The sequence below is a fragment of the Pseudonocardia abyssalis genome (genome assembly GCF_019263705.2).
Classification (GTDB): domain Bacteria; phylum Actinomycetota; class Actinomycetes; order Mycobacteriales; family Pseudonocardiaceae; genus Pseudonocardia; species Pseudonocardia abyssalis.
The window spans coordinates 5,203,479-5,229,195 of record NZ_JADQDK010000001.1 but is presented as its reverse complement, the minus strand read 5'-3'; the positions used below and the strand labels follow the sequence as shown (position 1 = coordinate 5,229,195).

General features: G+C 74.2%; 26 protein-coding genes. 19 read left to right on the top strand and 7 right to left on the bottom strand.

Features of this window, described 5'->3' with window-relative positions; genetic code table 11:
* Positions 1–88: 88 nt before the first annotated feature.
* Positions 89–1,993, top strand: a complete 1,905-nt coding sequence (locus I4I81_RS25650; RefSeq protein ID WP_218603005.1) for a hypothetical protein — start codon at positions 89–91, stop codon at positions 1,991–1,993.
* Here I4I81_RS25650 and I4I81_RS25645 read toward each other — a convergent pair.
* The gene (locus tag I4I81_RS25645) at positions 1,978–2,280 is read right to left on the bottom strand and encodes a DUF3024 domain-containing protein (protein ID WP_218603004.1); all 303 of its coding nucleotides are present in this window, start codon (positions 2,278–2,280) and stop codon (positions 1,978–1,980) included. The genes I4I81_RS25650 and I4I81_RS25645 overlap by 16 nt on opposite strands.
* A 36-nt stretch (positions 2,281–2,316) precedes the next feature.
* Here I4I81_RS25645 and I4I81_RS25640 point away from each other — a divergent pair, with 36 nt between their 5' ends.
* From I4I81_RS25640 to I4I81_RS25630, 3 genes are all read left to right on the top strand, one after another.
* Positions 2,317–2,901 carry a peroxidase-related enzyme gene (locus tag I4I81_RS25640; protein ID WP_218603003.1) on the top strand — a complete coding sequence of 195 codons (585 nt, stop codon included), beginning with the start codon at positions 2,317–2,319 and terminating at the stop codon, positions 2,899–2,901.
* 10 nt (positions 2,902–2,911) lie between these two features.
* Positions 2,912–3,541 (top strand): hypothetical protein, encoded by a 630-nt coding sequence (locus I4I81_RS25635; protein ID WP_218603002.1) that lies wholly within the window; start codon positions 2,912–2,914, stop codon positions 3,539–3,541.
* A 72-nt stretch (positions 3,542–3,613) separates the two neighbouring features.
* Positions 3,614–4,450, top strand: coding sequence for an alpha/beta fold hydrolase (locus tag I4I81_RS25630; RefSeq protein WP_218603001.1), 837 nt, complete (start codon positions 3,614–3,616; stop codon positions 4,448–4,450).
* Between the two features lie 157 nt (positions 4,451–4,607).
* Here the strand turns inward: I4I81_RS25630 and I4I81_RS25625 are convergent, their stop codons facing one another.
* From I4I81_RS25625 to I4I81_RS25615, 3 genes are read right to left on the bottom strand one after another with little or no spacing between them, the layout of a single operon-like run.
* Complete coding sequence (locus tag I4I81_RS25625) at positions 4,608–5,354, bottom strand: amino acid ABC transporter ATP-binding protein (RefSeq protein WP_218603000.1); 747 nt, start codon at positions 5,352–5,354, stop codon at positions 4,608–4,610.
* A complete protein-coding gene (locus tag I4I81_RS25620) occupies positions 5,351–6,157 on the bottom strand; it encodes an amino acid ABC transporter permease (RefSeq protein ID WP_218602999.1) in 807 nt (268 codons plus the stop codon). The genes I4I81_RS25625 and I4I81_RS25620 overlap by 4 nt, the downstream gene beginning before the upstream one ends.
* A gap of 7 nt (positions 6,158–6,164) precedes the next feature.
* Positions 6,165–6,965 (bottom strand): ABC transporter substrate-binding protein, encoded by an 801-nt coding sequence (locus I4I81_RS25615; RefSeq protein WP_225926193.1) that lies wholly within the window; start codon positions 6,963–6,965, stop codon positions 6,165–6,167.
* A 157-nt stretch (positions 6,966–7,122) separates the two neighbouring features.
* Here I4I81_RS25615 and I4I81_RS31470 point away from each other — a divergent pair, with 157 nt between their 5' ends.
* The 4 genes from I4I81_RS31470 to I4I81_RS25595 all read left to right on the top strand — a co-directional run bounded on the left by I4I81_RS31470 (position 7,123) and on the right by I4I81_RS25595 (position 11,196).
* Positions 7,123–7,479: an antitoxin gene (locus tag I4I81_RS31470; RefSeq protein ID WP_218602997.1), complete on the top strand. Its 357-nt coding sequence runs from the start codon at positions 7,123–7,125 to the stop codon at positions 7,477–7,479.
* Between the two features lie 168 nt (positions 7,480–7,647).
* Complete coding sequence (locus I4I81_RS25605; RefSeq protein ID WP_218602996.1) at positions 7,648–8,829, top strand: thiamine pyrophosphate-dependent dehydrogenase E1 component subunit alpha; 1,182 nt, start codon at positions 7,648–7,650, stop codon at positions 8,827–8,829.
* 1 nt (position 8,830) lies between these two features.
* Complete coding sequence (locus I4I81_RS25600; protein WP_218602995.1) at positions 8,831–9,805, top strand: alpha-ketoacid dehydrogenase subunit beta; 975 nt, start codon at positions 8,831–8,833, stop codon at positions 9,803–9,805.
* 5 nt (positions 9,806–9,810) lie between these two features.
* The gene (locus I4I81_RS25595) at positions 9,811–11,196 is read left to right on the top strand and encodes a dihydrolipoamide acetyltransferase family protein (RefSeq protein ID WP_218616625.1); all 1,386 of its coding nucleotides are present in this window, start codon (positions 9,811–9,813) and stop codon (positions 11,194–11,196) included.
* On the opposite strand, the gene I4I81_RS25590 is transcribed toward I4I81_RS25595, so the two are convergent.
* Positions 11,186–11,872, bottom strand: coding sequence for a hemerythrin domain-containing protein (locus I4I81_RS25590; RefSeq protein ID WP_218604783.1), 687 nt, complete (start codon positions 11,870–11,872; stop codon positions 11,186–11,188). The genes I4I81_RS25595 and I4I81_RS25590 overlap by 11 nt on opposite strands.
* A gap of 95 nt (positions 11,873–11,967) precedes the next feature.
* Here I4I81_RS25590 and I4I81_RS25585 point away from each other — a divergent pair, with 95 nt between their 5' ends.
* The 5 genes from I4I81_RS25585 (at position 11,968) to I4I81_RS25565 (ending at position 17,876) form a co-directional block, all read left to right on the top strand.
* Positions 11,968–12,318 carry an N-acetyltransferase gene (locus I4I81_RS25585; RefSeq protein ID WP_218604782.1) on the top strand — a complete coding sequence of 117 codons (351 nt, stop codon included), beginning with the start codon at positions 11,968–11,970 and terminating at the stop codon, positions 12,316–12,318.
* Between the two features lie 17 nt (positions 12,319–12,335).
* Positions 12,336–15,605: an ATP-binding protein gene (locus I4I81_RS25580; protein WP_218604781.1), complete on the top strand. Its 3,270-nt coding sequence runs from the start codon at positions 12,336–12,338 to the stop codon at positions 15,603–15,605.
* Positions 15,606–15,702: 97 nt separating this feature from the next.
* Positions 15,703–15,984 (top strand): DUF4333 domain-containing protein, encoded by a 282-nt coding sequence (locus tag I4I81_RS25575; protein WP_218604780.1) that lies wholly within the window; start codon positions 15,703–15,705, stop codon positions 15,982–15,984.
* Positions 15,981–17,339, top strand: coding sequence for an FAD-binding oxidoreductase (locus tag I4I81_RS25570; RefSeq protein ID WP_218604779.1), 1,359 nt, complete (start codon positions 15,981–15,983; stop codon positions 17,337–17,339). The genes I4I81_RS25575 and I4I81_RS25570 overlap by 4 nt, the downstream gene beginning before the upstream one ends.
* 57 nt (positions 17,340–17,396) lie before the next feature.
* The gene (locus I4I81_RS25565; protein ID WP_218604778.1) at positions 17,397–17,876 is read left to right on the top strand and encodes an FxsA family protein; all 480 of its coding nucleotides are present in this window, start codon (positions 17,397–17,399) and stop codon (positions 17,874–17,876) included.
* On the opposite strand, the gene I4I81_RS25560 is transcribed toward I4I81_RS25565, so the two are convergent.
* Together I4I81_RS25560 and I4I81_RS25555 are read right to left on the bottom strand one after the other, a co-directional pair.
* Positions 17,873–18,253, bottom strand: coding sequence for a hypothetical protein (locus I4I81_RS25560; protein ID WP_218604777.1), 381 nt, complete (start codon positions 18,251–18,253; stop codon positions 17,873–17,875). The genes I4I81_RS25565 and I4I81_RS25560 overlap by 4 nt on opposite strands.
* 41 nt (positions 18,254–18,294) lie before the next feature.
* Positions 18,295–18,906: an SIMPL domain-containing protein gene (locus I4I81_RS25555; RefSeq protein WP_218616390.1), complete on the bottom strand. Its 612-nt coding sequence runs from the start codon at positions 18,904–18,906 to the stop codon at positions 18,295–18,297.
* Between the two features lie 98 nt (positions 18,907–19,004).
* Here I4I81_RS25555 and I4I81_RS25550 point away from each other — a divergent pair, with 98 nt between their 5' ends.
* The 6 genes from I4I81_RS25550 to I4I81_RS25525 all read left to right on the top strand — a co-directional run bounded on the left by I4I81_RS25550 (position 19,005) and on the right by I4I81_RS25525 (position 25,717).
* Positions 19,005–19,841, top strand: a complete 837-nt coding sequence (locus tag I4I81_RS25550) for a DUF1206 domain-containing protein (protein ID WP_218616389.1) — start codon at positions 19,005–19,007, stop codon at positions 19,839–19,841.
* Between the two features lie 122 nt (positions 19,842–19,963).
* Positions 19,964–21,154, top strand: coding sequence for an ATP-binding protein (locus I4I81_RS25545; RefSeq protein WP_185720951.1), 1,191 nt, complete (start codon positions 19,964–19,966; stop codon positions 21,152–21,154).
* A 220-nt stretch (positions 21,155–21,374) separates the two neighbouring features.
* A complete protein-coding gene (locus I4I81_RS25540) occupies positions 21,375–21,668 on the top strand; it encodes a GroES family chaperonin (protein WP_218604681.1) in 294 nt (97 codons plus the stop codon).
* Positions 21,669–21,736: 68 nt separating this feature from the next.
* On the top strand, positions 21,737–24,418 hold the full coding sequence (locus I4I81_RS25535) for a VanW family protein (protein ID WP_218604678.1): 2,682 nt from the start codon (positions 21,737–21,739) through the stop codon (positions 24,416–24,418).
* Positions 24,419–24,517: 99 nt separating this feature from the next.
* Positions 24,518–24,943: a CBS domain-containing protein gene (locus tag I4I81_RS25530; RefSeq protein ID WP_218604676.1), complete on the top strand. Its 426-nt coding sequence runs from the start codon at positions 24,518–24,520 to the stop codon at positions 24,941–24,943.
* 78 nt (positions 24,944–25,021) lie between these two features.
* Positions 25,022–25,717: a hypothetical protein gene (locus I4I81_RS25525; RefSeq protein ID WP_218604675.1), complete on the top strand. Its 696-nt coding sequence runs from the start codon at positions 25,022–25,024 to the stop codon at positions 25,715–25,717.

The window sequence follows — 25,717 nt, the reverse complement described above, 5'->3', positions numbered from 1 at the left end:
GTTGGAGGTGCAACATCCTGTGGACCCTTGCGATACGAAGGGTGATCGCTGCCATGCCGGGCGGCGACAGTCGGAGGTGACCGCGGTGATGGATGTCGGACCCGGGAGCGCGCACGATCGCGCGTCTGCTGGAGAGGACGCCGAGGACCTCCTGGTGTTCGTCGACCGGCTCGCAGCGGCGGCCCAGGACGAGCCCACGACGGCTCGCGCCAAGGAGCAGATCGGCACGATCGTCCGGGCGGGCTCCACTCCCCCCGGGCTGCGCAGGCTCGCCGAGGCGCTCGCCGCGTCGGTGGCGGAGATCCCGCCCGCCCAGCGCCACCCCGCCGACGACCCGACGTCGGTCGTGCCGGCGATGCGCAACACCGCGCTCGTCGTCCTCGACGAGGCGGGGCCGGCCGAGGTGGCCACGGCGATCTCCGCACTGGTCGCCGACGGCCGGCGCGTCGTCGTCACCGCCGAGACCGACGCCGAGCTCGACGAGGTCCGGATCGGGGTGGCCACCGGCCGCACCGTCGATGCACTGCCCGACATCCCGCACGCCGAGCTGCGCGAGCTGCGCCGCCTGCTCGCCACCTCCACCGCGGCCGCCAGGGCCCGGGCAGGGCAGGACCTCCCCGCGGCCGACGCGCTGCCGCCCGTCGACGAGGTGCGCAGGCTCTGCGAGCAGGCCGCCCGGTCCGGTCACCCGGAGGACGCGGGCACCGTCGTGCCCGCACTGCTGTCGCGGGTGGAGCCCGACCGCCGCGAGGCCGTCACCTCGATCGCCCGCTGCGTCAGCGCCCGGCTCGACGCGCTCGGGACCCGCCGGCAGTTCCCGTGGGAGTGGGAGCTGCTCGGGCACCTGATCCACACCCGGCACCGCGCCACGTTCGACCGGACGCAGGAGGACGTCGCGCAGGCCGCGACGATCGTGCACGCACGGCGCAACGCCCCGCCCGTCACGTTCCTCGGGCCGCTCTCCGCCGACGCCGTCGACCTGCTCTGCAACTACTACGAGTTCCTGGAGGCCGGCGGCCGCACCCGTGCGTACTTCCGACCCACGGTGCAGCGCGACGTGCAGCCGGTACTGCGGCGCATCCGCGTGGCCGACCGCGAGCCCGTCACCGCGCCCGACGTCCTCCGCGTGCTCGACCACCTCGAGCTCGCCGAGCGCATGGGGCGGATCGTCACCGGTTGCACCGAGATGGGTGTCCCGGCCCCGCGCGGGCCGGGTGACCTCTCGGCGCTGGCCGAGCGGCTCGTGCTGGTGGCCAACGCGGCCCGGTCCGTGGGCTCGCTGCGCCACGACGTGCTGTTCCTCGCCGCCGACTCGCCGCTGTCGGTGCCCGACGTCGACTCCGCGGCCCGGGTGTCGAGCGCGATCCTCGACTACGCGGAGAACGGTTCGCCCGACGAGGCCGGGCACCGGCTGGGCCTGCTCGCCGACCAGCTCGCCGACCGGGCCGCGGTCACCGTCACCGCCCCGGAGCACCAGGTCGCCGTCGACGCGCTGCGCCGCCGCGACGCCGACGCCTACGAGAACGCCGTCGACGCGCTGGGGGCCGCCCGCCGCGAGCTGCGCGACGAGGTGCGCCGCACCACGCTGCTCCGCAGGCTGCGGGCCACCGCCCCGACGCTGGCCTCCGCGTGGGACGAGTTGCACGAGCGCGACTCCGGCTCCTACGGCCTCGCCTGCTTCACCCGTAGCGACGTCCTCCTCGGCGCGCTGCCCGCCCCCGACAGCGCCGACGTCGTCGTCGTGGTCGGGGCGGCCCAGCTCGGCGTCGAGCGGCTGCTGCTCACGGCGGTGGCCCCCCGGTTGATCGCCGTGGTCGCCCCCGACGAGCAGCCGGAGGGGTCGCCGTCGCTGCTCAGCGTGCTGCAGCGCGCCGCGGCACTGGTGATCCGCGGGCGCACCACCGACGCCGGCCCCACGGGCCGGGTCGTGCAGTTCAACCCGGCCGCGCGGGCGGCCGAGGCGGTGTCGGCGGTGGGTCAGGCCGGCGCCTGAGCCTCCAGCAGCGCGATCGGGTCCGGGCCGTCGGAGGTCCGGGTCCACCCGCCGCCGTCGGGGCGGTAGAGGGTCCAGTGCCCGGCGTCGTCGACGTCGAGGCGGGCCAGCGGTGTGCTGCTCCATTCGACGTCGAGTTCCGGGTGGGCCGGGGCGCGACGGTCGCTGATCGTCACGGTCCCGTCGTGCACGGCGTAACCGATCCGGCGGCGCTCGCGCTCGCCCTCCGGGATCTGCCGCGCGCACCAGCCCGACAGCGAGTGGCCGATCTCCTCCGGTACGTCCATGGCTCGACATCGTCCTCGGCACTACGGTCGGACGCCATGGGAGACACGCACGAGGTGAGCCGGTTCGGACACGTGGAGCTGGCCGACATGCCCGACGACCTGCGCGAGCGGATCGGGGCGATCGCGGAGAAGTCGGGGTTCGTCCCGAACGTCTTCCGGGCACTGGCGCGGCGACCGCGCGAGCTGCGCGCGTTCCTGGACTACCACGACGCGCTGATGGAGTCGAACGACGGACTGAGCAAGGCCGAGCGCGAGCTGATCGTCGTCGCGACGTCGGGGGCGAACAGCTGCACCTACTGCGTCGTCGCGCACGGGGCGATCCTGCGGGTGCGCACGAAGGACCCGGAGATCGCCGACCGCGTCGCCATCAACCCCTTCGGCGTGGCGCTGTCGCCGCGCGAGCGCGCGATCGTCGACCTCGCCCTGCTGATCGGGACCGACTCCGCCGCACTCACCGACGCCGAGCTCGACGACGCCCGCCTCGCCGGCCTGTCCGAGGACGAGATCTGGGACATCGGGGCCATCACCGCCCTGTTCGCGATGTCCAACCGGCTCGCCCACCTGACCGCGCTGCGGCCCAACCCGGAGTTCTTCCTGATGGGCCGGTTGCCCCGGCCGTGAGGGTCGGGTCGTGACCCGGCGCAACCGCGTCGATCCGTGGGGCGACCTGCACGCCGTCCCGGCGCGGGGGATGTTCACCGGCAACCGCGGCTGCCTCGTCGACGACGACGGCACGGTCGTCCGGCACCACCGGGGCAACCTGTGGATCTCCTGCGTGACGCGGTTCCGGGACCGGCGGGTCGGGCTGGCGCGGCCCGGCCGCTGGACGCCCCTGTTCTTCCTCGACGACGCCGTGGCGCTCGCCGCGGGGCACCGGCCCTGCGGCGAGTGCCGGCACGGCGCCTACCTCGCCTACCGGGAGGCGGTGACCGCGGCACTCGGTGAGCCGGTGCGGGCGGGCGACCTCAACCGGGCGCTCGCCGCTGAACGCCTGCGCCACGGCCGCGGGCTGGTCCGGGCGGGCGACCGGCGCACGTGGTGCGGCCCCGACCTTCCCGACGGGACCGTCGTGCTCGCCGACGGGCCGCGGCTGGTGCTCGGCGACCGGCTGTTCGCCTTCTCCTTCGACGGCTGGTGCGACCCCGTCCCTCGCCTGGCCGGGGATCTGACGGTGCTCACCCCCCCGACCTCGGTCGCGGCTCTGCGGTACGGCTTCCGGCCGGTACTGGCTTCCCACGATGCGGGAGGCGGGGATTACTGACGGTGGCTCTCGGTTGGTACTCCACACAGGCGCGTTAGGTCGCGCACAACAGATTTCGTCCGGAGGTTCCGCATGGCCACCGTCAACGTCAGCACCGAGAACGACGCCCCCGTCGAGCTGTACTACGAGGACCACGGCTCCGGCCGCCCGGTCGTCCTCATCCACGGGTGGCCGCTGTCCGGCCGCTCCTGGGAGGCGCAGGTGCCCGCGCTGATCGACGCCGGCTACCGCGTCATCACCTACGACCGCCGCGGGTTCGGCCAGTCCTCGCAGCCGTGGGACGGCTACGACTACGACACCTTCACCGACGACCTGCACGCCCTGCTCGTGCACCTCGACGTCACCGACGCCGCACTCGTCGGGTTCTCGATGGGCGGCGGTGAGGTCGTCCGCTACGTCGCGAAGCACGGCGACAACGGCCGCGTGAGCCGCGCCGTGCTGGCCGCCGCCGTGCCGCCGTACCTCTACAAGTCCGACGACAACCCCGACGGCGGGCTCGACGACGCCACCATCGAGGCGTTCCAGGGCGGCGTGACGGGCGACCGGCTCGCGTTCCTGGAGGACTTCACCACCAGTTTCTTCTCCGCGAACGGCGAGCTGAAGATCAGCGAGGACCAGCGGCTCTACGCGAAGGCCATCGCCGCGGGCGCGTCGCCGAAGGGCACGCTCGACTGCATCACCGCGTTCGGCCGCACCGACTTCCGCGAGGACGTCGCCGCGATCTCGATCCCGACGCTGGTGATCCACGGCGACGCCGATGCCGTCGTGCCGTTCGAGGTCAGCGGCAAGCGCAGCGCCGAGTCCATCAAGGACAGCGAGCTCGTCGTCATCGAGGGCGGACCGCACGCGATCAACGCGACGCACGCGGAGGAGTTCAACTCCGCCCTGCTGGAGTTCCTGGCCAAGTAGCACCAGGGGCGACCGGATGCTCGCCCGCATCCCGCACACGTCCGTCGCCGCCCGGAACGCCTACGCACAGGTGGCGATCCGGGCGGCGGCGAGTGCCTGGTCCTCGTCCCGGACGGCCCGCAGCGGCTGCTGTCCCCCGCCGTCCCCGGACGGTCGGTCAGGTGGCCTTCTGCAGCACCCGGGCCAGGAAGTCCCTGGTCCGCTGCTGCTGCGGGTTGCCGATCACCTCCGACGGCGGACCGATCTCGACGATCTTCCCGTCGTCGATGAACAGCACCCGGTCGGCCACCTCGCGGGCGAACTGGATCTCGTGGGTGACCACGAGCATCGTCATCCCCTCCGCGGCCAGGGTGCGCATGACCCCGAGGACGTCGCCGACGAGCTCCGGGTCCAGGGCGGAGGTGGGCTCGTCGAACAGCATGACGTCGGGGTCCATCGACAGTGCCCGCGCGATCGCGACCCGCTGCTGCTGGCCCCCGGAGAGCTGCGCGGCCTGCGCCTCGCCCCGCCCCGCGAGGCCGACCTTCTCCAGGTTGGCCAGCGCCACCTTCTCCGCGTCGGCCTTGCTCCGCCCGAGCACCCGGCGCTGGGCCAGCGTCAGGTTGGCCAGCACGTTCAGGTGCGCGAACAGGTTGAAGCTCTGGAACACCATGCCGACACTGCGGCGGGCGGCGTCGATGTCGCAGTCCGGGTCGGTCATGTCCCGGCCGTCGACGACGACGGTGCCGCTGGTCGGCTCCTCCAGCACGTTGACGCAGCGCAGCAACGTCGACTTGCCCGAACCGGACGGCCCGATGATGCACAGCACCTCGCCGCGGGGGACCGTGAGGTCGATGCCCTTGAGCACCTCGCGGGGCCCGAACGACTTGTGCAGACCGGTGATGACGACGGCCGCGTCACTCATACTGCCGCTCCCTGGGGTTGGCCCGCGCTGCCGAACCGGCGCTCCAGGCGACGGGCCAGGAACGACAGCGGCAGCGTGATGATCAGGTAGCAGAGGCCGACCACGAGGATCGGCGTGAGACCGGGGTTCTGGTTCAGCGCCGCCCGGCCGAACTGGGCGAGCTCCTGCTGGGTCAGGGTCGTGCCCAGCAGGAACGCGAGCGACGAGTCCTTCGTCAGCAGGATCAGCTCGTTCGTCAGCGGCGGCAGGATGATCCGGAACGCCTGCGGGATCACCACGAAGATCATCGTCCGCGCCGGGGACATGCCGAGCGACCGGGCCGCCTCGACCTGCCCCTTCGGCACCGCCTGGATACCCGCCCGGATCGTCTCCGCGATGTAGGCCGAGCCGACGATGCCGAGCGCCGCCGTGATCGTCACGATGCGGTCGAGCTGGATCTGGAACGCCAGCGGGACACCGAACCCGATCGCGATGAAGATCAGCAGCGCCGGCAGGCCGCGGAAGAACTCGATGTAGATGCCCGCGGCCCAGCGGTACACCGCGATCGACGACAGCCGCATCAGCGCCAGCACCAGCCCGAGGGCCAGTGCCAGTGCGAAGCCCAGCACCGTGAAGGTCAGGGTGTTGAGCAGCGCGGTCGTGATGACCGCCGGGAACAGCCCGGCCGCGACGTCGAGGTTGAAGAACGTCCGGCGGACGACGTCCCAGTCGGCGGTGAACGCCACCAGGAGGACGACCGCGACCGCGATGCCGTACTGGATCCCCCGGGACAACCGGGTGCGTTGACGGCGGGTCAGTGCCACGGCGTGCTCAGTTCGCCGGCGCCGCGGTGCCGAACCACTTCTCGTACGCCGCGTCGTAGGTGCCGTCGGTCCGCGAGGTGGCCAGCACCTCGTTGACGACCTCGAGCAGCGCGGTGTTGCCGGTGCGCACGCCCATGCCGTACTGCTCGCCGGTGTCGAACTCGGTGGTCACCGTGAACTCGGGGTTCTGGGTGGCGAAGCTCAGCAGCGGGCCGTTGTCCTGGATGACGGCGTCGACCTGGCCGGTCTGGATCGCGGTGGTGAGCAGGCCCAGGTCCTCGAAGGTGATGAGGTTGGCGCCCGGGATGTTCGTCGCGGCGTAGTCGGCTCCGGTGGTGCCGTTCTGCACACCGACGTTGCGGCCCGCGAGCTGCTCGGCGGTGGTGATGCCGGAGTCGCCGCGCACGAGCAGTGCCTGGGTGGCGTCGAAGAACGGCTCGGAGAAGTCGAAGTTCTCCTCGCGGACGGGCGTGATCGTCATGCCGGCGGCGGCCAGGTCGCAGGTGCCGACGGTGAGGTCGGTGCCGGACTGGATGCCCTCGAACGCGGTGACGACCACGGTGGGGGTGGCGTTCAGCCGCTCGGCGATCAGGGCTACGAGATCGACCTCGAACCCGACGACCTGGTCGCCCTGCTGGAACTCGAACGGCTCGTAGGGCAGCGAGGTGCACCACGTCAGCTGGCCGTCGTTGGTGAGCTCGACGCCGCCCTCGGCCGCGGGTGCCGCACCGTCACCTCCGCCGCCGCACGCGGCGAGTCCGACGGTGAGCACGGCGACGGACAGGGCCGCTGGGATGGTGCGACGCAACACGGGGGAACCTCCACGATGGTGTGATTACCGCCGGGATGTTGCCATCGAGTCACCCGATCGACACCCGGAAGCCGGTCACCGTTGCGTGAAGTCACCCTGCGTCACGATCGTCCGTTCGAGAGTGATCATCGATCGGGATGGGTACCGTGAAGAGATGTCCCTGTTCAAAAGACTCGCCACCCTCGCCACGGCCGCAGAGGCGGCCCGCCGCTACGCCAGGAGCAACCCCGACAAGGCCGGGAAGTACCTCGACCAGGCGGCCTCGTTCGTCGACAAGCAGACCAAGGGCAAGTACCGCACCCAGATCGACGGGGTCGCGAAGAAGGCCAAGGGCGCGGCGGGGATCCCCGCGGGCCCCGGCGCCGCGGGCAACGGCCACAGCACCTACGGCCAGAACCCCGCCTACGGACAGCCCACCGCGTACGGCCACGACGCCCCGACCCAGGTGAACCAGCCCGGCACCGCCGACTACCGGCCGCCGCAGCCTGGCCCGCGCGAGCACGGGGCCTGATCCACCGATACTCCACCGCGGACGCTCCCGCACCGCCGCCTCCCCGTGTCAGGATGGCGGGAAGGATCCGTCACGTGCGTGGGCCCACACCCCGGGCCCGCGCACGCCGGACGACCCGTCCCGCGCCCGCCACGAACCGGACGCGGGCCGACACCGCGAGGAGCACCCGTGTCCACACCTCAGGACTGGACGCCGCCCACGTCCACCGACTCCCACCCCGGCCACGACCACGTCGTCGCCGGGTTGAAGGGCACCGACGAGGGCGGGGCCGACCTGGTCCAGCTGCTCACGCCCGAGGGCGAGCGGGTGCCGGACCCCCGCTTCGACGCCTACGCGGCCGACGTCGACGTCGAGATGCTGAAGAACCTCTACCGCGACCTCGTGCTGGTCCGCCGTTTCGACCGCGAGGGCAACGCGCTGCAACGCCAGGGCCAGCTCGGGATCTGGGTGCCGCTGCTGGGCCAGGAGGCCGCGCAGATCGGCGCCGGCCGCGCGATGGCCCCGCAGGACATGGCGTTCCCGTCCTACCGCGAGCACGGCGTGGCGTGGACCCGCGGCGTCGACCCGACCGACCTGCTCGGCATCTTCCGCGGCACCGACCACGGCAGCTGGGACCCGAAGGCCACCGGCTTCCACCTGTACACGATCGTCATCGGCAACCAGTGCCTCAACGCCACCGGGTACGCGATGGGCCAGAAGTTCGAGGGCAGGGTCGGCGGCGACGACGCCGAGGCCACGATCTGCTTCTTCGGCGACGGCGCCACGTCGCAGGGCGACGTGCACGAGGGTTTCGTCTGGGCCGCGGTCTACGACGCGCCGGTCGTCTTCTACTGCCAGAACAACCAGTGGGCCATCTCCGAGCCCACCGAACGCCAGACCCGCGTGCCGCTCTACAAGCGCGCGCAGGGTTACGGCTTCGACGGCATCCGCGTCGACGGCAACGACGTCATCGCCTGTCTCGCCGTCACGCGCTGGGCGCTGGAGGAGTGCCGCACCGGCAACGGCCCGGTGCTGATCGAGGCGTTCACCTACCGGATGGACGCCCACACCACCTCCGACGACCCCACCCGCTACCGCCTCGCCGACGAGCTGGAGCTGTGGAAGCTCAAGGACCCGATCGAGCGGGTGCGGGTGCACCTGGTGCGCTCCCTGGGCGTCGAGCCGGAGTTCTTCGACGGCGTGCAGGCCGACGCCGATGCGCTCGCCGCGCGCTTCCGCCAACACTGCGTCGACATGCCGGCGCCCGCAGCGGACCGGATCTTCTCGGAGGTCTACGCCGACGGCTCGCCCGCGGTCGACGCCCAGCGCGAGGCCTTCCTGGCGTACCACGCGTCGTTCGAGGGGGTCTGACATGGCCGTGCTGACGATGGCGAAGGCGATCAACGACGGGCTGCGCGCCGCGATGGAGCGCGACCCGAAGGTCCTGGTGATGGGCGAGGACGTCGGCAAGCTCGGTGGCGTCTTCCGCGTCACCGACGGGCTGCAGAAGGACTTCGGCGAGCAGCGCGTGCTCGACACCCCGCTCGCCGAGAGCGGCATCATCGGCACCGCGGTCGGCCTGGCGATCCGCGGGTTCCGGCCGGTGTGCGAGATCCAGTTCGACGGGTTCGTTTTCCCCGGCTACGACCAGATCGTCTCCCAGCTCGCGAAGCTGCACTTCCGCTCGCAGGGCAAGGTGCCGATGCCGGTCGTCGTGCGCATCCCGTTCGGCGGCGGGATCGGGGCCGTCGAGCACCACAGCGAGTCGCCCGAGGCGCTGTTCGCGCACGTCGCGGGACTGAAGGTCGTCGCGTGCTCCAACCCCGTCGACGCCTACTGGATGATCCAGCAGGCCATCGCCAGCGACGACCCGGTGATCTTCTTCGAGCCGAAGCGTCGGTACTGGGAGAAGGCCGAGGTCGACGTGACCGCCGAGCCGCAGCCGCTGCACACCTCGCGGGTCGCGCGGCCCGGCTCGTCGCTCTCGATCGCCGGGTACGGGCCGGTGCTCAAGACCTGCCTCGACGCCGCGGAGGCCGCGGTCGCCGACGGCCACGACATCGAGGTGATCGACCTGCGCACGCTGTCCCCGCTCGACCTCGGCCCGGTGTTCGACTCGGTGCGGCGCACCGGGCGGCTCGTCGTGGTCGCGGAGGCACCGTCGGAGACGTCGGTGGCCGCGGAGGTCTGCGCGCGGGTGCAGCAGGAGTGCTTCCACTCGTTGGAGGCCCCGGTGCTGCGGGTGACGGGGTTCGACACCCCGTACCCGCCGTCGAAGTGCGAGGAGGACTACCTCCCCGACCTCGACCGGGTGCTGGACGCCGTCGACCGCTCGATGGGCTGGTGACCGCGATGCTGCGCGAGTTCGCCATGCCCGACGTCGGCGAGGGGCTGACCGAGGCCGAGGTCGTCACGTGGAACGTCGCCGCGGGTGACGTCGTCACGGTCAACCAGATCCTGTGCGAGATCGAGACGGCGAAGGCCGCGGTGGAGCTGCCGTCGCCGTACGCCGGGACCGTCGGGAAGCTGCTGGTGGAGCCGGGGCAGACCGTCGCCGTCGGGTCGCCGATCATCAGCATCGAGACCGCCGAGGCGGCCCCCGCCCCTGCGGCCCCGGTGGAGGAGGAGCAGGGCGCGAAGATCGGCGAGCCGGGCAAGGACGGCCGGATCGCCAACCTGGTGGGCTACGGCCCGCGCCCCGGCGCCCAGACCCGCCGCCCCCGCCGCGGCACCCCCGCACCGCCCACGGCCGCCGCGCCGCCCGCGGCCCCTCCGCCCCCCGCCCCGGTGCAGCACAGCCACTTTGCTGCCACCTCACGGCAGGAAAGTGGCTTTACTGCCATTCCGGGGGACGTTGTGACCGCCGGGGCGTCCGTCGTGCCGTTGGCCAAGCCGCCGGTCCGGAAGCTCGCGCGGGACCTCGGGGTCGACCTGCGGGCCGTCACCCCCTCCGGCGCCGGGGGCGTGATCACGCGGGAGGACGTGCAGGCGCACGTCGCCGCACCCGCCCCGGTCGCCCCCGCCGCCGTCGCCTCCACGGGCGGGGTCCGGCGCGAGCCGATCCGCGGCGTCCGCAAGCACACCGCGGCGGCGATGGTGAGCAGCGCGTTCACCGCGCCGCACGTCACGGAGTTCCTGGCCGTCGACGTCACGGCCACGATGGCGCTGCGCGACCGGCTCCGCGCCACCCGCGAGTACGCCGAGGTGAAGCTGACGCCGCTGGCCTTCGTCGCGAAGGCCGTGTGCCTGGCCGCGCGACGCACCCCGGAGCTCAACGCGCGGTGGGACGAGGCCGCGGGCGAGATCGTCTACTTCGACCGGATGCAGCTCGGGATCGCCGCGGCCACCCCGCGCGGGCTGATCGTGCCGAACGTCCGCGACGCCGACACGCTCACCCTGCGCGAGCTGGCGTCGGCGCTGGGCGAGCTGACGGCCACGGCGCGGTCGGGGAGGACGCCGCCGGCCGACATGGCGGGCGGCACGTTCACGATCACCAACGTCGGCGTGTTCGGCGTCGACACCGGCACGCCGATCCTCAACCCGGGCGAGGCCGGGATCCTGGCGGTCGGCGCGATCAAGCCGACGCCGTGGGTCGTCGACGGCGAGCTGGCGGTGCGCACGGTGTGCCAGCTCGCGCTGTCGTTCGACCACCGACTCGTCGACGGCGAGCAGGGCTCCCGCTTCCTCGCCGACGTCGGCGCGCTGCTCACCGACCCTGGGCTCGCCCTCACCTGGTAGCGGCGGGAAGCTTCTTCAGCAGGCGCCGGTACCTCGGGCCCAGCACGAGGTCGTGCAGCACGAGGACCGGCGCCGGCAGTCGGTCACGCAGGAACGCGACGCGGTCGGGCTGGGAGTAGGCCAGGAACATCGGCAGCAGCACCGAGGTGTCGCGGCCGTGTCCCTGGTCGGCCAGTGCCTTCTCCAGCGCCGTCCAGTCGGCCGCGCCGATGCGGTGGCGCATGACGGGCAGCACGAGCTCCTCCTCCGAGGCCAGGTGGCGGCGCAGGTAGGTGTCGAGACGGGAGAGCGCGGCCGCCAGCTCCTCGGCGGCGGGCCGGAACCCGGGCTCCGCGAGGGTCCCGATCCGCTCCAGGGCGGTGGTGACGGCCGCGAGGTCGGCGTCGAGCGGCGCGTGCTCGGCCTCCAGGCGCCGCACCTCCGCGGCCAGCTCGGGGGCGGTGGCCAGCACGAGCGGCCAGAGCTCGGTGTCCTCCGCGACGTGGTGGTGGTGCAGCGCCCGGGAGAACACCGCCCACCAGCGGACGAGGGCCCGGGCGGCGCGGCGGTCGCCCGGGCGCAGGGCCCGGACGTGGCGGGCCGCCTCCGGGACGACGGCGCGGATCTGGTCGTGCATGAGCAGGAAGCCCCGGACGTCGTTGCCGGAGATGTCCAGGGACGGATCTGTCGTGGTCATGCCGGGATCGTGCGCGCGGGCGCTTGGCGCGGACTGCGTCCCGCGGCACCAGCGCGCCGCAAGCCGGCCACAAGTCGACCCGGCACACTGGCGGCATGGCCGAGTCGCACCTCATGCGCCGCACGCCGCACCGGGGCACGGGTCCCGACGGCACGGTCCGGTACACGCTGGAGGACCTGACGGACCCCGCGGGCGAGGACCCCAAGGCCGTCATCGAGGTGCGGCGGACGGGGCCGGTGGCGCGGGTCGTCGGCGGGGGCGTGCCCGAACGGCACCTCGGCCACGGCCACGGGCGGCGCCTCGCCGCACAGGTGATGGCCGCGCAGCGGGCTGAGGGCTGCCGCACCGTGCTCATGGCGGAGCCGGCCGAACCCGCCGGCCTGCGGATGATGCGGGAGCTGGGCTTCGTGCCGGTGGAGCCGGGCACGTGGCAGCTCACGCTCTAGCCGCCTACCCTGCGTCCGTGCAGTTCCGGGTACTCGGACCCCTGGAGGTCGTCTCCGACGGACGGCCGGTCGACCTGGGCAGCCCGAAGCTGCGCGCGCTGCTCACGCTGCTGCTCGCCGACCACGGCCGGGTCGTGCCGCTCGACCGCATCAACGAGACCCTCTGGGCCGGCGAACCGCCCGCGACCGCCACCGGGACCCTGCAGTCCTACGTCTCCCAGCTGCGCCGCCTGCTGGAGCCGGACCGCGCCCCGCGCGCCGCGCCGCGCGTCCTGCTGACCCGCCCGCCGGGCTACCTCCTCGACGCCGACGACCTCGACGTCGTGCGGTTCGAGCGGCTCCTCGCCGACGGTCAGCGGCTGCTCGCGGCGGGCCGACCGGCCGAGGCCGACGCGCTGCTGATCGACGCGCTGGCGCTGTGGCGTGGCGAGCCGTTCTCCGACCTCGGCGACGGCGAGCGCGCCGCCGTGACCGCCGACCGCGCCCGCCTCGCCGAGCTGCGGGCGGTGGCGCTGGAGCGTCACGTCGAGGCGCTGCTCGCCGACGGGCGGCCGGAGAGCGCCGTCGCGGAGCTGGAGCGCCTGGTCGCGGTGCACCCGATGCGCGAGCGGCTGTGGGGTTCGCTGATGCTCGCGCTCTACCGCACCGGACGCCAGGCCGACGCCCTGCGCGCGTTCACCACCTGCCGCGACCTGCTGCGCGACGAACTGGGCATCGACCCCGGCCCCGAGCTGCGCCGCCTGGAGCAGGCGATCCTCACGCAGGACGCGACCGTCGACGGCCCGCAGCCCGTTCCGGCGCCCGTCCCCGTCACCTCCGCCCCGGTCGAGCCGCCGCGCCGGACCGGGTTCGTCGGACGTCGGACGGAGCTGTCCGCACTGGTCGGGCGGCTGTCCGCCGCCGCGGACGGCTCCGGGTCGGTGGTTCTGGTCGGGGGCGAGGCCGGGATCGGCAAGACCCGTCTCGCCGAGGAGGCCGTCGCCGCCGCCGCGGCGGTCGGGGCCCGGGTGGCGTGGAGCCGCTGCGCCGACGAGGCCGCGGCCCCCGCGCTGTGGCCGTGGACGCAGGTGCTCCGGGCACTCGGCTCCGACGCCGGTGCGACGATGGCCGGTCCCGGTGACTCCGACACCCGCCGCGCCGAGCTGTTCGAGCGGATCGCCGCCGCGCTGCTCGTCGCCGCGGCCGAGCGTCCGCTGCTCGTCGTACTCGACGACCTGCACGGCGCCGACCCGCTCTCCCTGCACCTGCTGCGCTTCCTCGTCGGCCGGATCGCCGCGGCTCCCGTGCTGGTACTGGCCACCCTGCGCGACACCGCGGACGAACGCACGGACGCGCTCGTCCACACGCTCGCCGACCTGGCCAGGGAGCGGTCGGTCACGCGGCTGCGCCTCGGCGGGCTGCCGGCCGACGAGGTCGGCGAGCTGCTCGTCGACCGGGGGCTCGACGACCCGGCGCTGGCCGGGGAGCTGCGCCGCCGCACCGAGGGCAACCCGTTCTTCCTGGTGGAGCTGATCGAGCTGCTCCGCAGCGAGCGCCGCCTCGACGCGCGCCCCGCGTCGGCCGACATCCCCGCCTCGGTCCGCGACGTGCTGGAGCGACGACTCGGGCGGCTGCCCGCCGACACCCGGGCGCTGCTCACGATGGCCGCGGTGATCGGGCGCGAGTTCCCACTCGACGTGCTGGAGGCCGCGAGCGAGATCGACGCCGAGCAGATCGCCGCGCTGCTGGAGCCCGCCGTCATCACCGGGGTGGTGGTGGAGGAGGGAGACGGCTGGGTGTGGCGCTTCGGCCACGAGCTGGTGCGCGAGACGATCGTCGCCGGCCTGACCCGCCTGCAGCGGGCCCGGCTGCACCGCCGGATCGCCCAGGCGCTGGAGGGGCTGCCGGTGGCCGGACACCTCGACGCGCTCGCCCACCACTCCTACCTCGCGGGCCCGTTCGCCGGAGCGGGCGCGGCGCTGCGGCACGCGCTCGCCGCGGCCGACGCGGCGCGCGACCGGTTCGCCCACGCCACCGCGGCCGGGCACCTCGCCCGGGCCGTCGAGCTGGCCGATCCCGCCCAGGTCCAGGAGCTGCTCGTCGCGCTGGGCCGGGACCTCCGGGCCGCGGGCGACCTGGTCGGTGCGCACGCGGCGCTGTCGCGGGCGATCACGCTGGCCACCGAGGCGGGTGACGCCGACCGCGCGGCCGAGGCGACGGGCGTCTTCGGCGGGGTGGCGCTGTGGAACTGGCGCGCGTACGGCACCAGCGACGCGACCGTCGTCGACCGGATCGACGAGCTGCTCGCCCGCACCGGCGACGGCGTCCGGCGCGCCGAGCTGCTCGGCACCCTGGCCTGCGAGCTCTGCTACACCGACCGGCGGGCCGAGGGGATGGACGCCGCCCGCGAGGCCGCCCGGATCGCGCGCGACCTCGGCGACGTCGCGCTGCTCGGCCGCGCGCTGAACAACTTCTACCTCGCCGGGTGGGTACCCGGTCAGGAGGCGGCGCGGCGGGCCGTGCTCGACGAGTCGCTGGCCATGGTCGGCTCCGGGCTGCCCGCGCACACCGAGGCCGTGGCCCGACTGCACCGCGCCGCGCTGGCCCTGCGCTTCGCCGAGCCGGACCTCGCCCGGGCCGACCTCGCCCGGGCCTCCCGGCTGGCCACCGAGCTGGGGCTCGCCGAGCTGCGCGCGCAGGTGAGCTACCAGGAGGCCGGTCACGCGACGCTGCACGGCGCGTGGGACGACGCCGAGAAGCATGCCGAGGAGGCCTACGCGCTGCAGCGACGGACCAGCCTGTGGGGTGCGGGCTGGTGCCGGCTGGTGCAGCGGATGACGGTGCGCCGCGGCCAGGGTCGGCTCGACGAGGTGGTGAACGAGCTCGTCGACGGCACCACGAACGACTTCCCGGTGCTCCGGCCGGTCGCGCTGCTCGCGCTCGTCGAGCTCGGCGACGCGGACGGGGCCCGGCGGTTGCTGGCGCGCACCGAGGTGGACATCCCGGTCGACTGGAGCACCGACTTCCTGCGCTGCGCGTGGGGCGAGGTGGCCGCCGCGCTCGGTGCCCCCGATCCCGCGCGGCTCTACCGCGAGCTGCTCCCGCAGTCCGCCGAGCTGGTCGTCGCCGGCACCGCCAACGCCGCCTGGGGTTCGGTGCACGGGGTGCTCGGACGCCTCGCCGCCCGCACCGGCGACGTGGCGGCGGCACGGACGCACCTCACCGAGGCCGTCCGCGTCGACACCGCCGTGGGTGCCTGGCCATGGGCCGACCGGGCCCGCGCCGACCTCGTCCGACTGGGCCCGTAGTCGGCCTCAAGTCGGTGCCAGTCGCCCGCAAGGCCGGCGTCGCACGGTGTCCCCACCACGGCAGCCGACCGGCCGCCGGACGTACCCGGAGACCTCGATGACCTCGCCCCACCCCCGCCCCATGCTGTTGCTCGCCGCCGCCGGGCTCACCCTCCTCACCGCGTGCGGCACCTCCGCGCCGGCCGACGCCGTCGAGCAGCAGATCGTGTCGCAGCTCGGCGCCGCCACCGCCGACTGCCCCGACGACCTCGACGGCACCGTCGGCGCGGTCCTCACCTGCGGCGCGACCGACGCCGCCGGCCCCTTCGACGTGACCGTCACCGTGACGTCGCTGACCGGGAGCGACATCAACTTCGACATGGAGCGGGTGTCGTCGTGACCGCCTCCACCCATCTCGTCCCGCAGGTGAGCGGACCGGTTCTGGACGGCGCCGACCCCCGCGTCGCCGTCGAGGTCGCCGCGTTCAACACCACCCACACCGCCCGGCCGGCCGTGGTCGTCGGCGCCACCGGCACCGCGGACGTCGTCGCCGCCGTGCGCTGGGCGACGGCGAACGGCCTCCGGGTCGCCGTGCAGTCCACCGGCCACGGCCTGGTGTCCGACCTCGCCGGGACCGTCCTCGTCACCACCCACCGGATGTCCGCGGTCGCGGTCGACCCGGCGGCCCGCACCGCACGCGTCGGGGCCGGGGTGCGCTGGGCCCAGGTGATCGAGGCCGCGGCCCCGTTCGGCCTCGCGCCGCTCAGCGGGTCCGCGAGCGGGGTCGGCGTCGTCGGCTACACCCTCGGCGGCGGGCTCGGCCCACTGGCGCGGCGCCACGGCTTCGCGGCCGACCACGTCCGGTCCGTCGAGCTCGTGACCGCCGACGGCGAGGTGCGCCACGTCGACGCGATCAGCGACCCGGACCTGTTCTGGGCGCTGCGCGGCGGCTCCGGCAACTTCGGCATCGTCACGGAGCTGGAGTTCGACCTGGTGCCCGTCGCGCGCCTGTACGGCGGCGGGATCTTCTTCCCCGGCGCGGTGGCGGCCGACGTCCTGCACGCCTACCGCACGTGGGTGGCGACGCTGCCCGAGGAGACGACGACCTCGGTCGCGCTGCTGCGGCTGCCCCCGCTGCCGACCCTGCCCGAACCGCTGCGCGGGCAGTTCGTCGTCCACCTGCGTGTCGCCCACCTCGGCCCTGCCGAGGAGGGCGCGGCCCTGCTCGCCCCGATGCGGGCGGTGGCCCCGGCCCTGATGGACCTGGTCACCGACATGCCGTTCGCCGCCGTCGACTCCATCCACATGGACCCCACCGACCCGATGCCGACCTGGGACCGGGGCACCACGCTGCGCGAGCTGCCCGCCGAGGCCGTCGACGAGCTTCTGGCCATCGCGGGGCCCGACGCCGTGGTCCCGCTGATCATGGTGGAGCTGCGTCAGCTCGGCGGGGCGCTCGGCCGTCCGGCCGCGGTGCCGAACGCCGTCGCGGGCCGTGACGCCGCGTTCTCGGTGTGGGCCCTCGGTCCGACGGCGGGTCCGCTGGCCGAGACGATGCCCGCGATCACGCAGTCCGTCGTCGACCGGATGGCGCCGTGGGCCGCCCGCGGCGCCCTGCTCAACTTCCTCGGCGCGGCGGGTCCCGAACGCGTCGCCCGGCTCTGGGGCGACGCCGACCGCGAGCGGCTGCTCGCCGTCCGCGACCGGCTCGACCCGGGCCGCGTCCTCGCGCCGGGACTCGCGCTCACGAGGTGACACCAAGTCGTGACAGATCGACGGGAGCACGAACGGCCCCTCGCGCGTTGTGCGGATATGCCGTTCGTGCTCCTGTACCTCGTCGTCGAGATCGTCGCCCTCGTAGCGCTCGGCTCGGTGATCGGTCTCGGCTGGACGATCGTGGTCCTGCTGGCCGGTTCCCTGCTCGGGCTCTGGCTCGCCCGCCGGGAGGGGGTACGGGCCGCGCAGGCGCTCGCCGAGGCCGTGAACAACCGCCGGGTGGCGCACACGGAGGTCACCGACGGGCTGCTGGTGGCGGCGGGCGGGGTGCTGCTGTTCGTCCCCGGCCTGGTCACGGACCTGGCCGGGCTGCTGCTGCTGCTTCCACCCACCCGCTCACTCGTGCGCAGGCGGCTGGTCACGGCCGCGGAGCAGCGCGCCCCCGGGCTGAAGACGGCCCGGATCCACTCCGAAGGACGGGTCGTGGACGGCACGGTCGTGGACGAGCCCGCCCCGCGGGACACGCCCGTCATCGAGGGCGAGATCGTGGATCCCCGGGACCGGAAGGCGTCCTAGAAGCCCTCGGTCACGCGTCCGCTCCACACGGGCTCGACCCGCGCCCAGTCCGACGCCCAGCGGTCGCTCTCGCTGTCGTCGAGGCGGCGGCGGCCGACGGTGCCGATGCACGCCACCAGCGTCGCGCCGACGAGCAGGGTGCCGAGCGCGGCGAGCGATCCGTCACCGGTGGCGCCCCCGCCGGTGACCGACGACTCGGCGGTCGGGGTGACGACCTCCTGCCGCGCGGTCGTGCCGGCGGCACGCGCCTCGACCCGGGACTGCACGAGGTGCCCCAGGACCACGGCCGCGAGGACGACCCCGACGGCGAGGATCAGCTGGACCCACCCGAGGGTGCGCCGCAGCGCTGCGGTCGGTCGTCGGAGCGGCAGGTCCACGACTCTCTTTCGCGCCCGACACGGCAGTGTTACGCCGTCGACTACGCAGAGGTGGCCCACGTCGTCGTGCACTGCACCGTGACGCGGACCGGTTCGGGCTCCAGACCCAGCTCACGGACGTCCGGTGCCGTGGCGTCCTTCGCCATGGCCATCCGCATCGACAACCCGGACGGGTGATGGTCCGGTGCTTCCGACAGGCGCAGCAGGCCGCCCAACGTGACCCCCAGCGCGGCCGCGTAGCCCTCGGCGCGGTCGCGCGCGTCGGCGACGGCCCGGCGCTGTGCCTCCCGGCGTGCGGCGGCGGGGTCGGTCAGCACCCAGCGCGGGCCGTCGAGGCTGGTCGGCTCGGCCCCGATCAGAGCGGCGAGCACCTCCTCCAACACCGTGACGTCGGTGACGACGAGCCGGACGTCCTCGCCCGCCCGGCAGCCCACCACCCGGTCGCGCCGCCACTCGTTGTGCACCCAGAGCCTGCGGTGCTCCACGGTGAGCCCGTCGGCCTCCAGCGCGGGTGCCGCGGCGGCCAGCTGCCCGCCGAGTGCCGTGACCGCCGCCGAACGGGTCTTCGCGGTGGCGGCGAACCCGACGTCGAGCTCCGCACGGTCGCCGGGTTGCTCGAACCAGCCGCTGCCCTCGGTGACGATCTCGGTCATCGCACCAGCCAACCAGATCGGGCTCTCTGTACACATCTGCCGATGACGCTAGAGAGCCGAAGAATTCGCGAGGAAGGGCGGGACGGGAAGATGGGCGGGTGACCGGCCCGCTCGTCCGCCTGCGTCGCCTCGTCCGGGGCGGCCCCTCCGACGCGCCCGGACCGATCGTCGACGCGCTCGGGCGCGGTGGGCTCGTCGGGTACGGACTGGTGCACCTGCTCGTCGCGTGGCTGGCCCTGCAGGTCGCCTTCGGCGCCCCCGTGGCCCCGGCCGACCCGGACGGCGCGATCGGCACCGTCGCCCGCACCCCCGGCGGGTTCATCACCCTCGCACTCGGAGCCGTCGGGCTGGCGGCGTTCGCGCTGTGGCAGGTCAGCGCCGCCGCGCTCGGGTTCCGCTGGGTGCATGGCGGCGAGCGGGTCCGCAAGCGACTCGGTGCGGTGGCCAAGGCGATCGCGACGGGCGGGCTCGCGCTGGTCGTCCTCGACTACCTGCTCGGTATCCGCCGCCCCGGTGGCGACACCGCGGTCCGCTCCCTCGCCGCCACCGCGCTCGGCCTGCCGTTCGGCCGGGTGCTGCTCGGGGCGGCCGCGGTGGGGGTGCTCGGGCTCGCCGTGGCGATGACGTACACGGGCGTGCGCCGCACCTTCCTCGGCGATCTCGACCTGCGCCGGGTCGGGCCGGTCGCGCGCGCCGCCATCGCCTGGCTGGGCGTCGCCGGGCACCTGTCGCGCGCGCTCGCGCTCGGGGCGATCGGCGTGCTCGCGGGCACCGCGGCGATCTCGTCGGACCCCGGCCGCGCCGGCGGGCTGGACGCGGCCCTGCGGGTGCTCGGGTCGTCGGTCGCAGGGGCGGGACTGCTGATCGTCGTGGCCGCGGGGATCGCCGCATTCGGCCTGTTCTGCCTGGCCGACGCGGCGACCCGTCGGGCGTAGCCGAATCTACTTCTTTCTCCGGTTGACACCAGAGAGCCGGATACGGACCGATCGACGACACGCCATCGCCTTCGATAGCGATGTCTACGGTTTCACCGAGAACCGCGGATACCGTCCGATCCGTGGACCCCGTGCGCAACCCCTTCGCCCCAGGCGCCGGCCAGCGGCCGCCCGAGCTCGCCGGCCGCGACCGCGAGCTCGACGCGTTCGAGATCGTCCTGGAGCGCGTCGCGCGCGGGCGTCCGGAGCGCAGCCTCGTGCTCACCGGGCTGCGCGGCGTCGGGAAGACCGTGCTGCTGGGCGAGCTGCGGTCGATGGCCGTCCGTGCGGGCTGGGGAGCCGGGAAGATCGAGGCCCGGCCGGACGCCGACCTGCGACGCCCGCTGTCCGCGGCCCTGCACCGCGCGATCCGCGACCTCGCCGTCCGCCATCCCGACGGCGAGCGCGTCGACGAGGTGCTCGGCGTCCTCAAGGCATTCGCGCTGCGCTCCGCCCCCGCCGACGCCAAGCTGCGCGACCGCTGGCAGCCTGGCATCGACGTTCCGGTGCGCACCGGCAAAGCCGACTCCGGCGACATCGAGATCGACCTCGTCGAGCTGTTCACCGAGGTCGCGACGCTCGCGGCCGACCTGGAGACCGGCGTCGCCATCCTCATCGACGAGATGCAGGATCTCCGCGCCGACGACGTCTCGGCCCTGTGCGCGGCGTGCCACGAGCTGTCGCAGTCGCGGTCGCCGCTGGTGGTGGTGGGCGCCGGGCTGCCGCACCTGCCCGCGGTGCTGTCCGCGTCGAAGTCGTACTCGGAGCGCCTGTTCCGCTACGCCCGGATCGGCCAGCTCGACCGCGCCGACGCCGACTTCGCCCTCCTCGCCCCCGCCGAGCGCGAGGACGCCACGTTCGACGTCGACGCCCTGGACGCCCTCTACGAGCGCTCCGGTGGCTACCCGTACTTCGTGCAGGCCTACGGCAAGGCCGCGTGGGACGCCGCGCCGCGCACCCCGATCTGCGCGGCCGACGTGAAGATGGCCGCGCCGGAGGCGGAGGCGGAGCTCGCCGTCGGCTTCTTCGGGTCGCGCTTCGAGCGCGCCACCCCGGCCGAGCGCGAGTACCTGCGCGCGATGGCCGAGCTGGCCGACGGCCGTGACGAGCCCGTCGGGACCTCGGGGATCGCCGAGCACCTGGAGCGGCGGGCGTCCTCCCTGTCGCCCGCCCGCGACAGCCTGCTCAAGAAGGGCCTCGTCTTCTCCGCGCAGCGCGGCCAGATCGCGTTCACCGTGCCGCACTTCGGCCGGTACCTCCTGGCCCAGACCTGACCGTCGCTGCGCCGAACGGGTGAAAAGCCGATGCGGCGGCCGCGGACGCTAACGGTTCGGGCCCGGAGGCCGATTCCCAGTACAGCCTCGCGGTGCTGTCGGACCCCCGACCTGACAGCACCGCGGGGCTTTCCAGTTTCCGGGAGCCGTGCGGGCGCCCGTCGGGGCGTCGGCGGGGGCCCGTAGCATCTGCGCGGTGCAGGACAAGCTCGAGATCCAGATGCTGCACGACCGGGTGATGGTGCGCGACACCGAGGGCACCGGGGAGCGCCGCAGCAACGCGGGAATCGTGATCCCGGCAACCGCAGCGGTCGCCAAGCGTCTGGTCTGGGGAGAGGTGTTCGGCATCGGGCACCACGTCCGCACCGTCCAGGTGGGGGACCGCGTGCTGTTCGCGCGGGACGACCAGTACGAGGTGGAGGTTCAGGGGTCCACGTACCTCGTCATGCGGGAACGTGAGCTCCATGCCGTCGCCACCGAGCGGACGGAGCACGGCACCGGCCTGTACATGTAGGCCGTGCGACGGCGGTGACGATCGGAGCCAGGGGGCCCGGTCGCGTGTTTGAGGGGAAGTCGGACCACATGCCCGAGCGGCAGTCCTCGCCCGGCGAGGCGACGACGCGTCCCGAGACGGACGGGTCGACCAACGGGAGCTCCACCCACGAGAACGGCTCCCCCGGCAACGGGACGCCCGGCAACGGGGCGCCCGGGAACGGGGCGCCCGGGAACGGGGTCCCGGTCGACGACGGTGCCCGGACCGGAGCCACCCCGGCTGCCCGGGAGACGCCCGGGGGCACGCCCGCGCCGGTCGCCGACCAGGTGGCCGATCAGGTGGCTGCGGAGCCCGCGGCCGTCGATCCCGCTCCGGCCGGGCCGGGGGACGAGGTGCCCGACGGCGGTGAGCCGGTGATGACCGGAGACCGCGCGGTCGGCATCGCCGGGGACGTCCCCGCCGCCGCCGATGTCCCTGCCGCCGATGTCCCCGCTCACGCCCCCGCCGCGGACCGTCCCGCTGCGGTCCCCACGCCGGACGTCCCGGCCGACGCCCCTCCGGCGCACCCGGCCCCGCGGTCGTTGTTCGACCCGATCACCCCGCCCGGTGACGGGCCGTCGATGCACCCGGCCGCCCCGGCGGCCGACAGCGGTCAGCAGGCCGAGCCCGCCGACACCCCCTCCGGTGTCGAGGCGACGACCACCGCCGTCCCCGCGGCCACCCCGCGGCCACGTCCGCGCCCGGCACCGACGCCCGCCCCGGCCGACGACACGGTCCGCACCCCGGTACCCGCCGCGGAGGAGGGCCCGACCCGGCCCACGCCCCGGCCGGGCACCGACGCGCCGACCGTCGCCGTACCGGCGGCCGCAGCTGCGGCGGCCCCCGACGCGGCGCCCACCGAGACCGACCCCGCGCCGACCGAGCGCACACCGAACTGGGATTCCGAGGCGACGCAGGTGATTCCGATCAGCAAGGGTGCCGCTGCGGCACCCTCCACGACCGGACCGGCCGACCCGCCCACCGAACGCATCCCCGTCGCCGCGGCGGCGGCCGACACGCCGCCGAGCCGTCCCTCGGGCGGGGAGCCCCCGTCGACCGGACGGTCGCGGCGGCGCCTGCCGCTGCTGATCGTCGCCGCGGTCGTGGCCGTGCTGGCGATCGTCTACGTCGCCGACCTGCTGATCAGCTCCGGATCGGTGCCCCGCGGGGTCACCGTGGCGGGCGTGGCGGTCGGCGGGATGAGCCTGGTCGACGCCGAGCAGGAACTCCGCACCGAGATCGAGCCGCGCACCACGGTGCCGGTGGAGGTCACCGCGGGCGAGGTCACCACCCAGATCGACCCCATCACGGCGGGCCTGTCCGTCGACTGGGCCGGCACGCTCGCCCGCGCCGGCGAGCAGCCGCTCAACCCGATCACCCGGATCACGTCGTTCTTCACCCAGCGCGAGCTCGGCGTCGCCACCGCCGTCGACCGCGCGGCCGTCGACGGTGCACTCGGTGAGCTCCTGCCGATCGTCGACAAGGTCCCGGTCGAGGGCACCGTGCAGTTCGAGGGCGTCACGCCGATCCCCGTCGACCCGGTGCCCGGCCAGCACCTCGACCAGCCCGCCGCCGTCGACGTGCTCTCGCGCGACTGGGCATCGGGCCGTCCGGTGGCCCTGCCGCTGATCGCGGTGCCCGCCCTCACCACCCCCGAGGACGTCGCGAACGCGATCGAGCAGGTCGCGGGCCCCGCCGTGTCGGCCCCCGTCACGGTCGTCGGCGAGGAGGGCTCGGAGGGCGTGCTGGAGCCCGCCGTCATCGCCCAGGCACTGACCTTCGAGCCCGGTGAGACGGGCGGTCTGGAGCCGGTGCTCAACCCGACCGTCATCACCGACGCCCTCGACGACCAGCTCGCCGGCTCCGAGCGCGAGCCCGTCGACGCGAGCCTGGACTTCTCCACCACCCCGGCCACCGTCGTCCCGTCGCAGGACGGCCGGGGTGTCGACTACGACGCCACGCTGGCCGATCTGCTGACCGTGCTCACCGGTACGGGCCCGCGGCAGATCACGGCGGTCTACGCCGACCAGCCCGCCGAGGTCACCACCGAGGAGCTGCAGTCCCTCGGCAGCGCCGGTGTGATCAGCGAGTTCCAGACCGGCGGGTTCGCCGCGGACTCCGGCATCAACATCCGCCGGGCGGCCGAGCTGATCAACGGCATGGTCGTGGCCCCCGGCGAGACGTTCAGCCTGGATGCCGCCAGCGGGCCGCGGACCCCGGCCAACGGGTACGTCGAGGCCGGTGTCATCGACAACGGCCAGCCCGCCCGCGGCATCGCGGGCGGGGCGTCGCAGGTGTCCACGACGCTGTTCAACGCGGCCTACTTCGCCGGCATGACCGACGTCGAGCACCGCGCGCACAGCTTCTACATCAGCCGTTACCCCCCGGGCCGGGAGGCGACCATCTCCGACGGAACCATCGACATGCGGTTCCGCAACGACACGCCGACCGCGGTGCTCATCCAGACGGTGTGGACGCCGTCGTCGATCACGGTGCGGCTGCTGGGCACCAAGTACTACGACGTCGAGTCGCAGACGGGGCCGCGCACCAACCCGACGAGCCCCAACACCGTCAACGTCCCGGCGGGCGAGGACTGCAACCCCAGCCAGGGCGCACCCGGGTTCACGATCACCGACACGCGGCGCCTGACCGACGTCCGCACCGGTGAGGTCCGCACCGACCCGACCACCACCACCCGCTACAACCCCTCTCCGCGGGTCGTCTGCGGGTAGCCCGTCCCGCTCGCGCAGTAGCCCGTCCGTGGCCGGGGTCTTCCGTGACCCCGGCCACGTTCGTACCCTCGGTGCATCCAACGACGGATCGGGGACGCCATGCGCATAGCGGACGTACTACGGAACAAGGGCACCGAGGTGGTGACCGTCCTCCCCACCGCGACGGTGGCCGAGCTGCTGGGCCTGCTCGCCGAGCGCAACGTGGGTGCGCTGCCGGTCGTCGAGGACGACCGGCTGGTCGGGATCGTCTCCGAGCGCGACGTGGTGCGGCGCCTGCACGCGGGCGGCGCTGCCGTCCTGGAGGCGCGGGTCACCGACATCATGACCACCTCCGTCACGACCTGCTCCCCCGACGACGACGCCGCGAGCCTCGCCGGGGTCATGACCACCGGACGCTTCCGGCACCTGCCGGTCGTCGTCGACGGGGCGCTCGCCGGCATCGTCAGCATCGGCGACCTGGTGAAGACCCGGATCGACATGCTCGAGGCCGAGCGCGAGCAGCTGCAGAGCTACATCGCGAGCTGACCCGGGAACGGGGATCACTGGTCTCCCGGGAACGGTCGCCCGGATCGTCGGCACCTCCACCGACGATCGGAGACCGCCATGACCACCACCCCCGTCCGACCGCCCCGCACCGACGGCGCGCTCCACCGCACCGCCGGATGGGGCGCGCTGGGCGCCGCCGTCGCCTACCTCGGCCAGCCCCTCGCGGTCGCACTCCTGTTCTCCGAGTACCCCGACGACGCCCCGGTGGCCGACCGGATCGCGGCCGCACCGTGGAACGGCGCCGTCGAGGGCGTGATCTTCGGCGGGCTCGGGCTGGGCATGCTCGTCCTGGTGCTGGCCGTGGGCCGGCTGCGGGGCGGCGCGTCGGTCGCCGGCCGGGTCGGGGACGCCCTGGGCCTGGTCTCGGCCGCGGCGTGGATCCTGATCGGCGGGATGTCGCTGGCGAAGTACAGCTCGGTCACCGCAGGCATGGGTGAGGACCTTCCCGGCGCGCAGGACCAGCTCGCCGTGATCACCGCGCTCGACACCGTCATCATCGGTCTGGTCGCCACGGCCGGGATCGGGGCCGCGGGCTGGCTCGTCGGGCTGGCCACGGCCGGGCGCCGGGTCGGCGTCGTCGGCACGGGCCTCGCCGTCGTCTGCGCCGTCGCGGCCGCGGTCATCGTGGTGCCGATGTTCGTGCTCGCCGTGCCGTTCGGGGTCCTCGTGCTCATCCCCGTGCTGCTCGTCCTGGGTGCCGCGTTCCTGCTCCGCGGCCGGCGCACTACCGCGGACCGCGTCCGGACCGGATGA

Coding starts and splice junctions, on each gene's coding strand:
- I4I81_RS31470 (WP_218602997.1), top strand. CDS start 7,123: ATGTCCCTGTTCAAAAGACTCGCCACCCTCGCCACGGCCGCAGAGGCG.
- I4I81_RS25625 (WP_218603000.1), bottom strand. CDS start 5,354: ATGAGTGACGCGGCCGTCGTCATCACCGGTCTGCACAAGTCGTTCGGG.
- I4I81_RS25565 (WP_218604778.1), top strand. CDS start 17,397: ATGCCGTTCGTGCTCCTGTACCTCGTCGTCGAGATCGTCGCCCTCGTA.
- I4I81_RS25630 (WP_218603001.1), top strand. CDS start 3,614: ATGGCCACCGTCAACGTCAGCACCGAGAACGACGCCCCCGTCGAGCTG.
- I4I81_RS25540 (WP_218604681.1), top strand. CDS start 21,375: ATGCTGCACGACCGGGTGATGGTGCGCGACACCGAGGGCACCGGGGAG.
- I4I81_RS25585 (WP_218604782.1), top strand. CDS start 11,968: ATGGCCGAGTCGCACCTCATGCGCCGCACGCCGCACCGGGGCACGGGT.
- I4I81_RS25535 (WP_218604678.1), top strand. CDS start 21,737: ATGCCCGAGCGGCAGTCCTCGCCCGGCGAGGCGACGACGCGTCCCGAG.
- I4I81_RS25530 (WP_218604676.1), top strand. CDS start 24,518: ATGCGCATAGCGGACGTACTACGGAACAAGGGCACCGAGGTGGTGACC.
- I4I81_RS25595 (WP_218616625.1), top strand. CDS start 9,811: ATGCTGCGCGAGTTCGCCATGCCCGACGTCGGCGAGGGGCTGACCGAG.
- I4I81_RS25640 (WP_218603003.1), top strand. CDS start 2,317: ATGGGAGACACGCACGAGGTGAGCCGGTTCGGACACGTGGAGCTGGCC.
- I4I81_RS25650 (WP_218603005.1), top strand. CDS start 89: ATGGATGTCGGACCCGGGAGCGCGCACGATCGCGCGTCTGCTGGAGAG.
- I4I81_RS25590 (WP_218604783.1), bottom strand. CDS start 11,872: ATGACCACGACAGATCCGTCCCTGGACATCTCCGGCAACGACGTCCGG.
- I4I81_RS25555 (WP_218616390.1), bottom strand. CDS start 18,906: ATGACCGAGATCGTCACCGAGGGCAGCGGCTGGTTCGAGCAACCCGGC.
- I4I81_RS25645 (WP_218603004.1), bottom strand. CDS start 2,280: ATGGACGTACCGGAGGAGATCGGCCACTCGCTGTCGGGCTGGTGCGCG.
- I4I81_RS25525 (WP_218604675.1), top strand. CDS start 25,022: ATGACCACCACCCCCGTCCGACCGCCCCGCACCGACGGCGCGCTCCAC.
- I4I81_RS25600 (WP_218602995.1), top strand. CDS start 8,831: ATGGCCGTGCTGACGATGGCGAAGGCGATCAACGACGGGCTGCGCGCC.
- I4I81_RS25575 (WP_218604780.1), top strand. CDS start 15,703: ATGACCTCGCCCCACCCCCGCCCCATGCTGTTGCTCGCCGCCGCCGGG.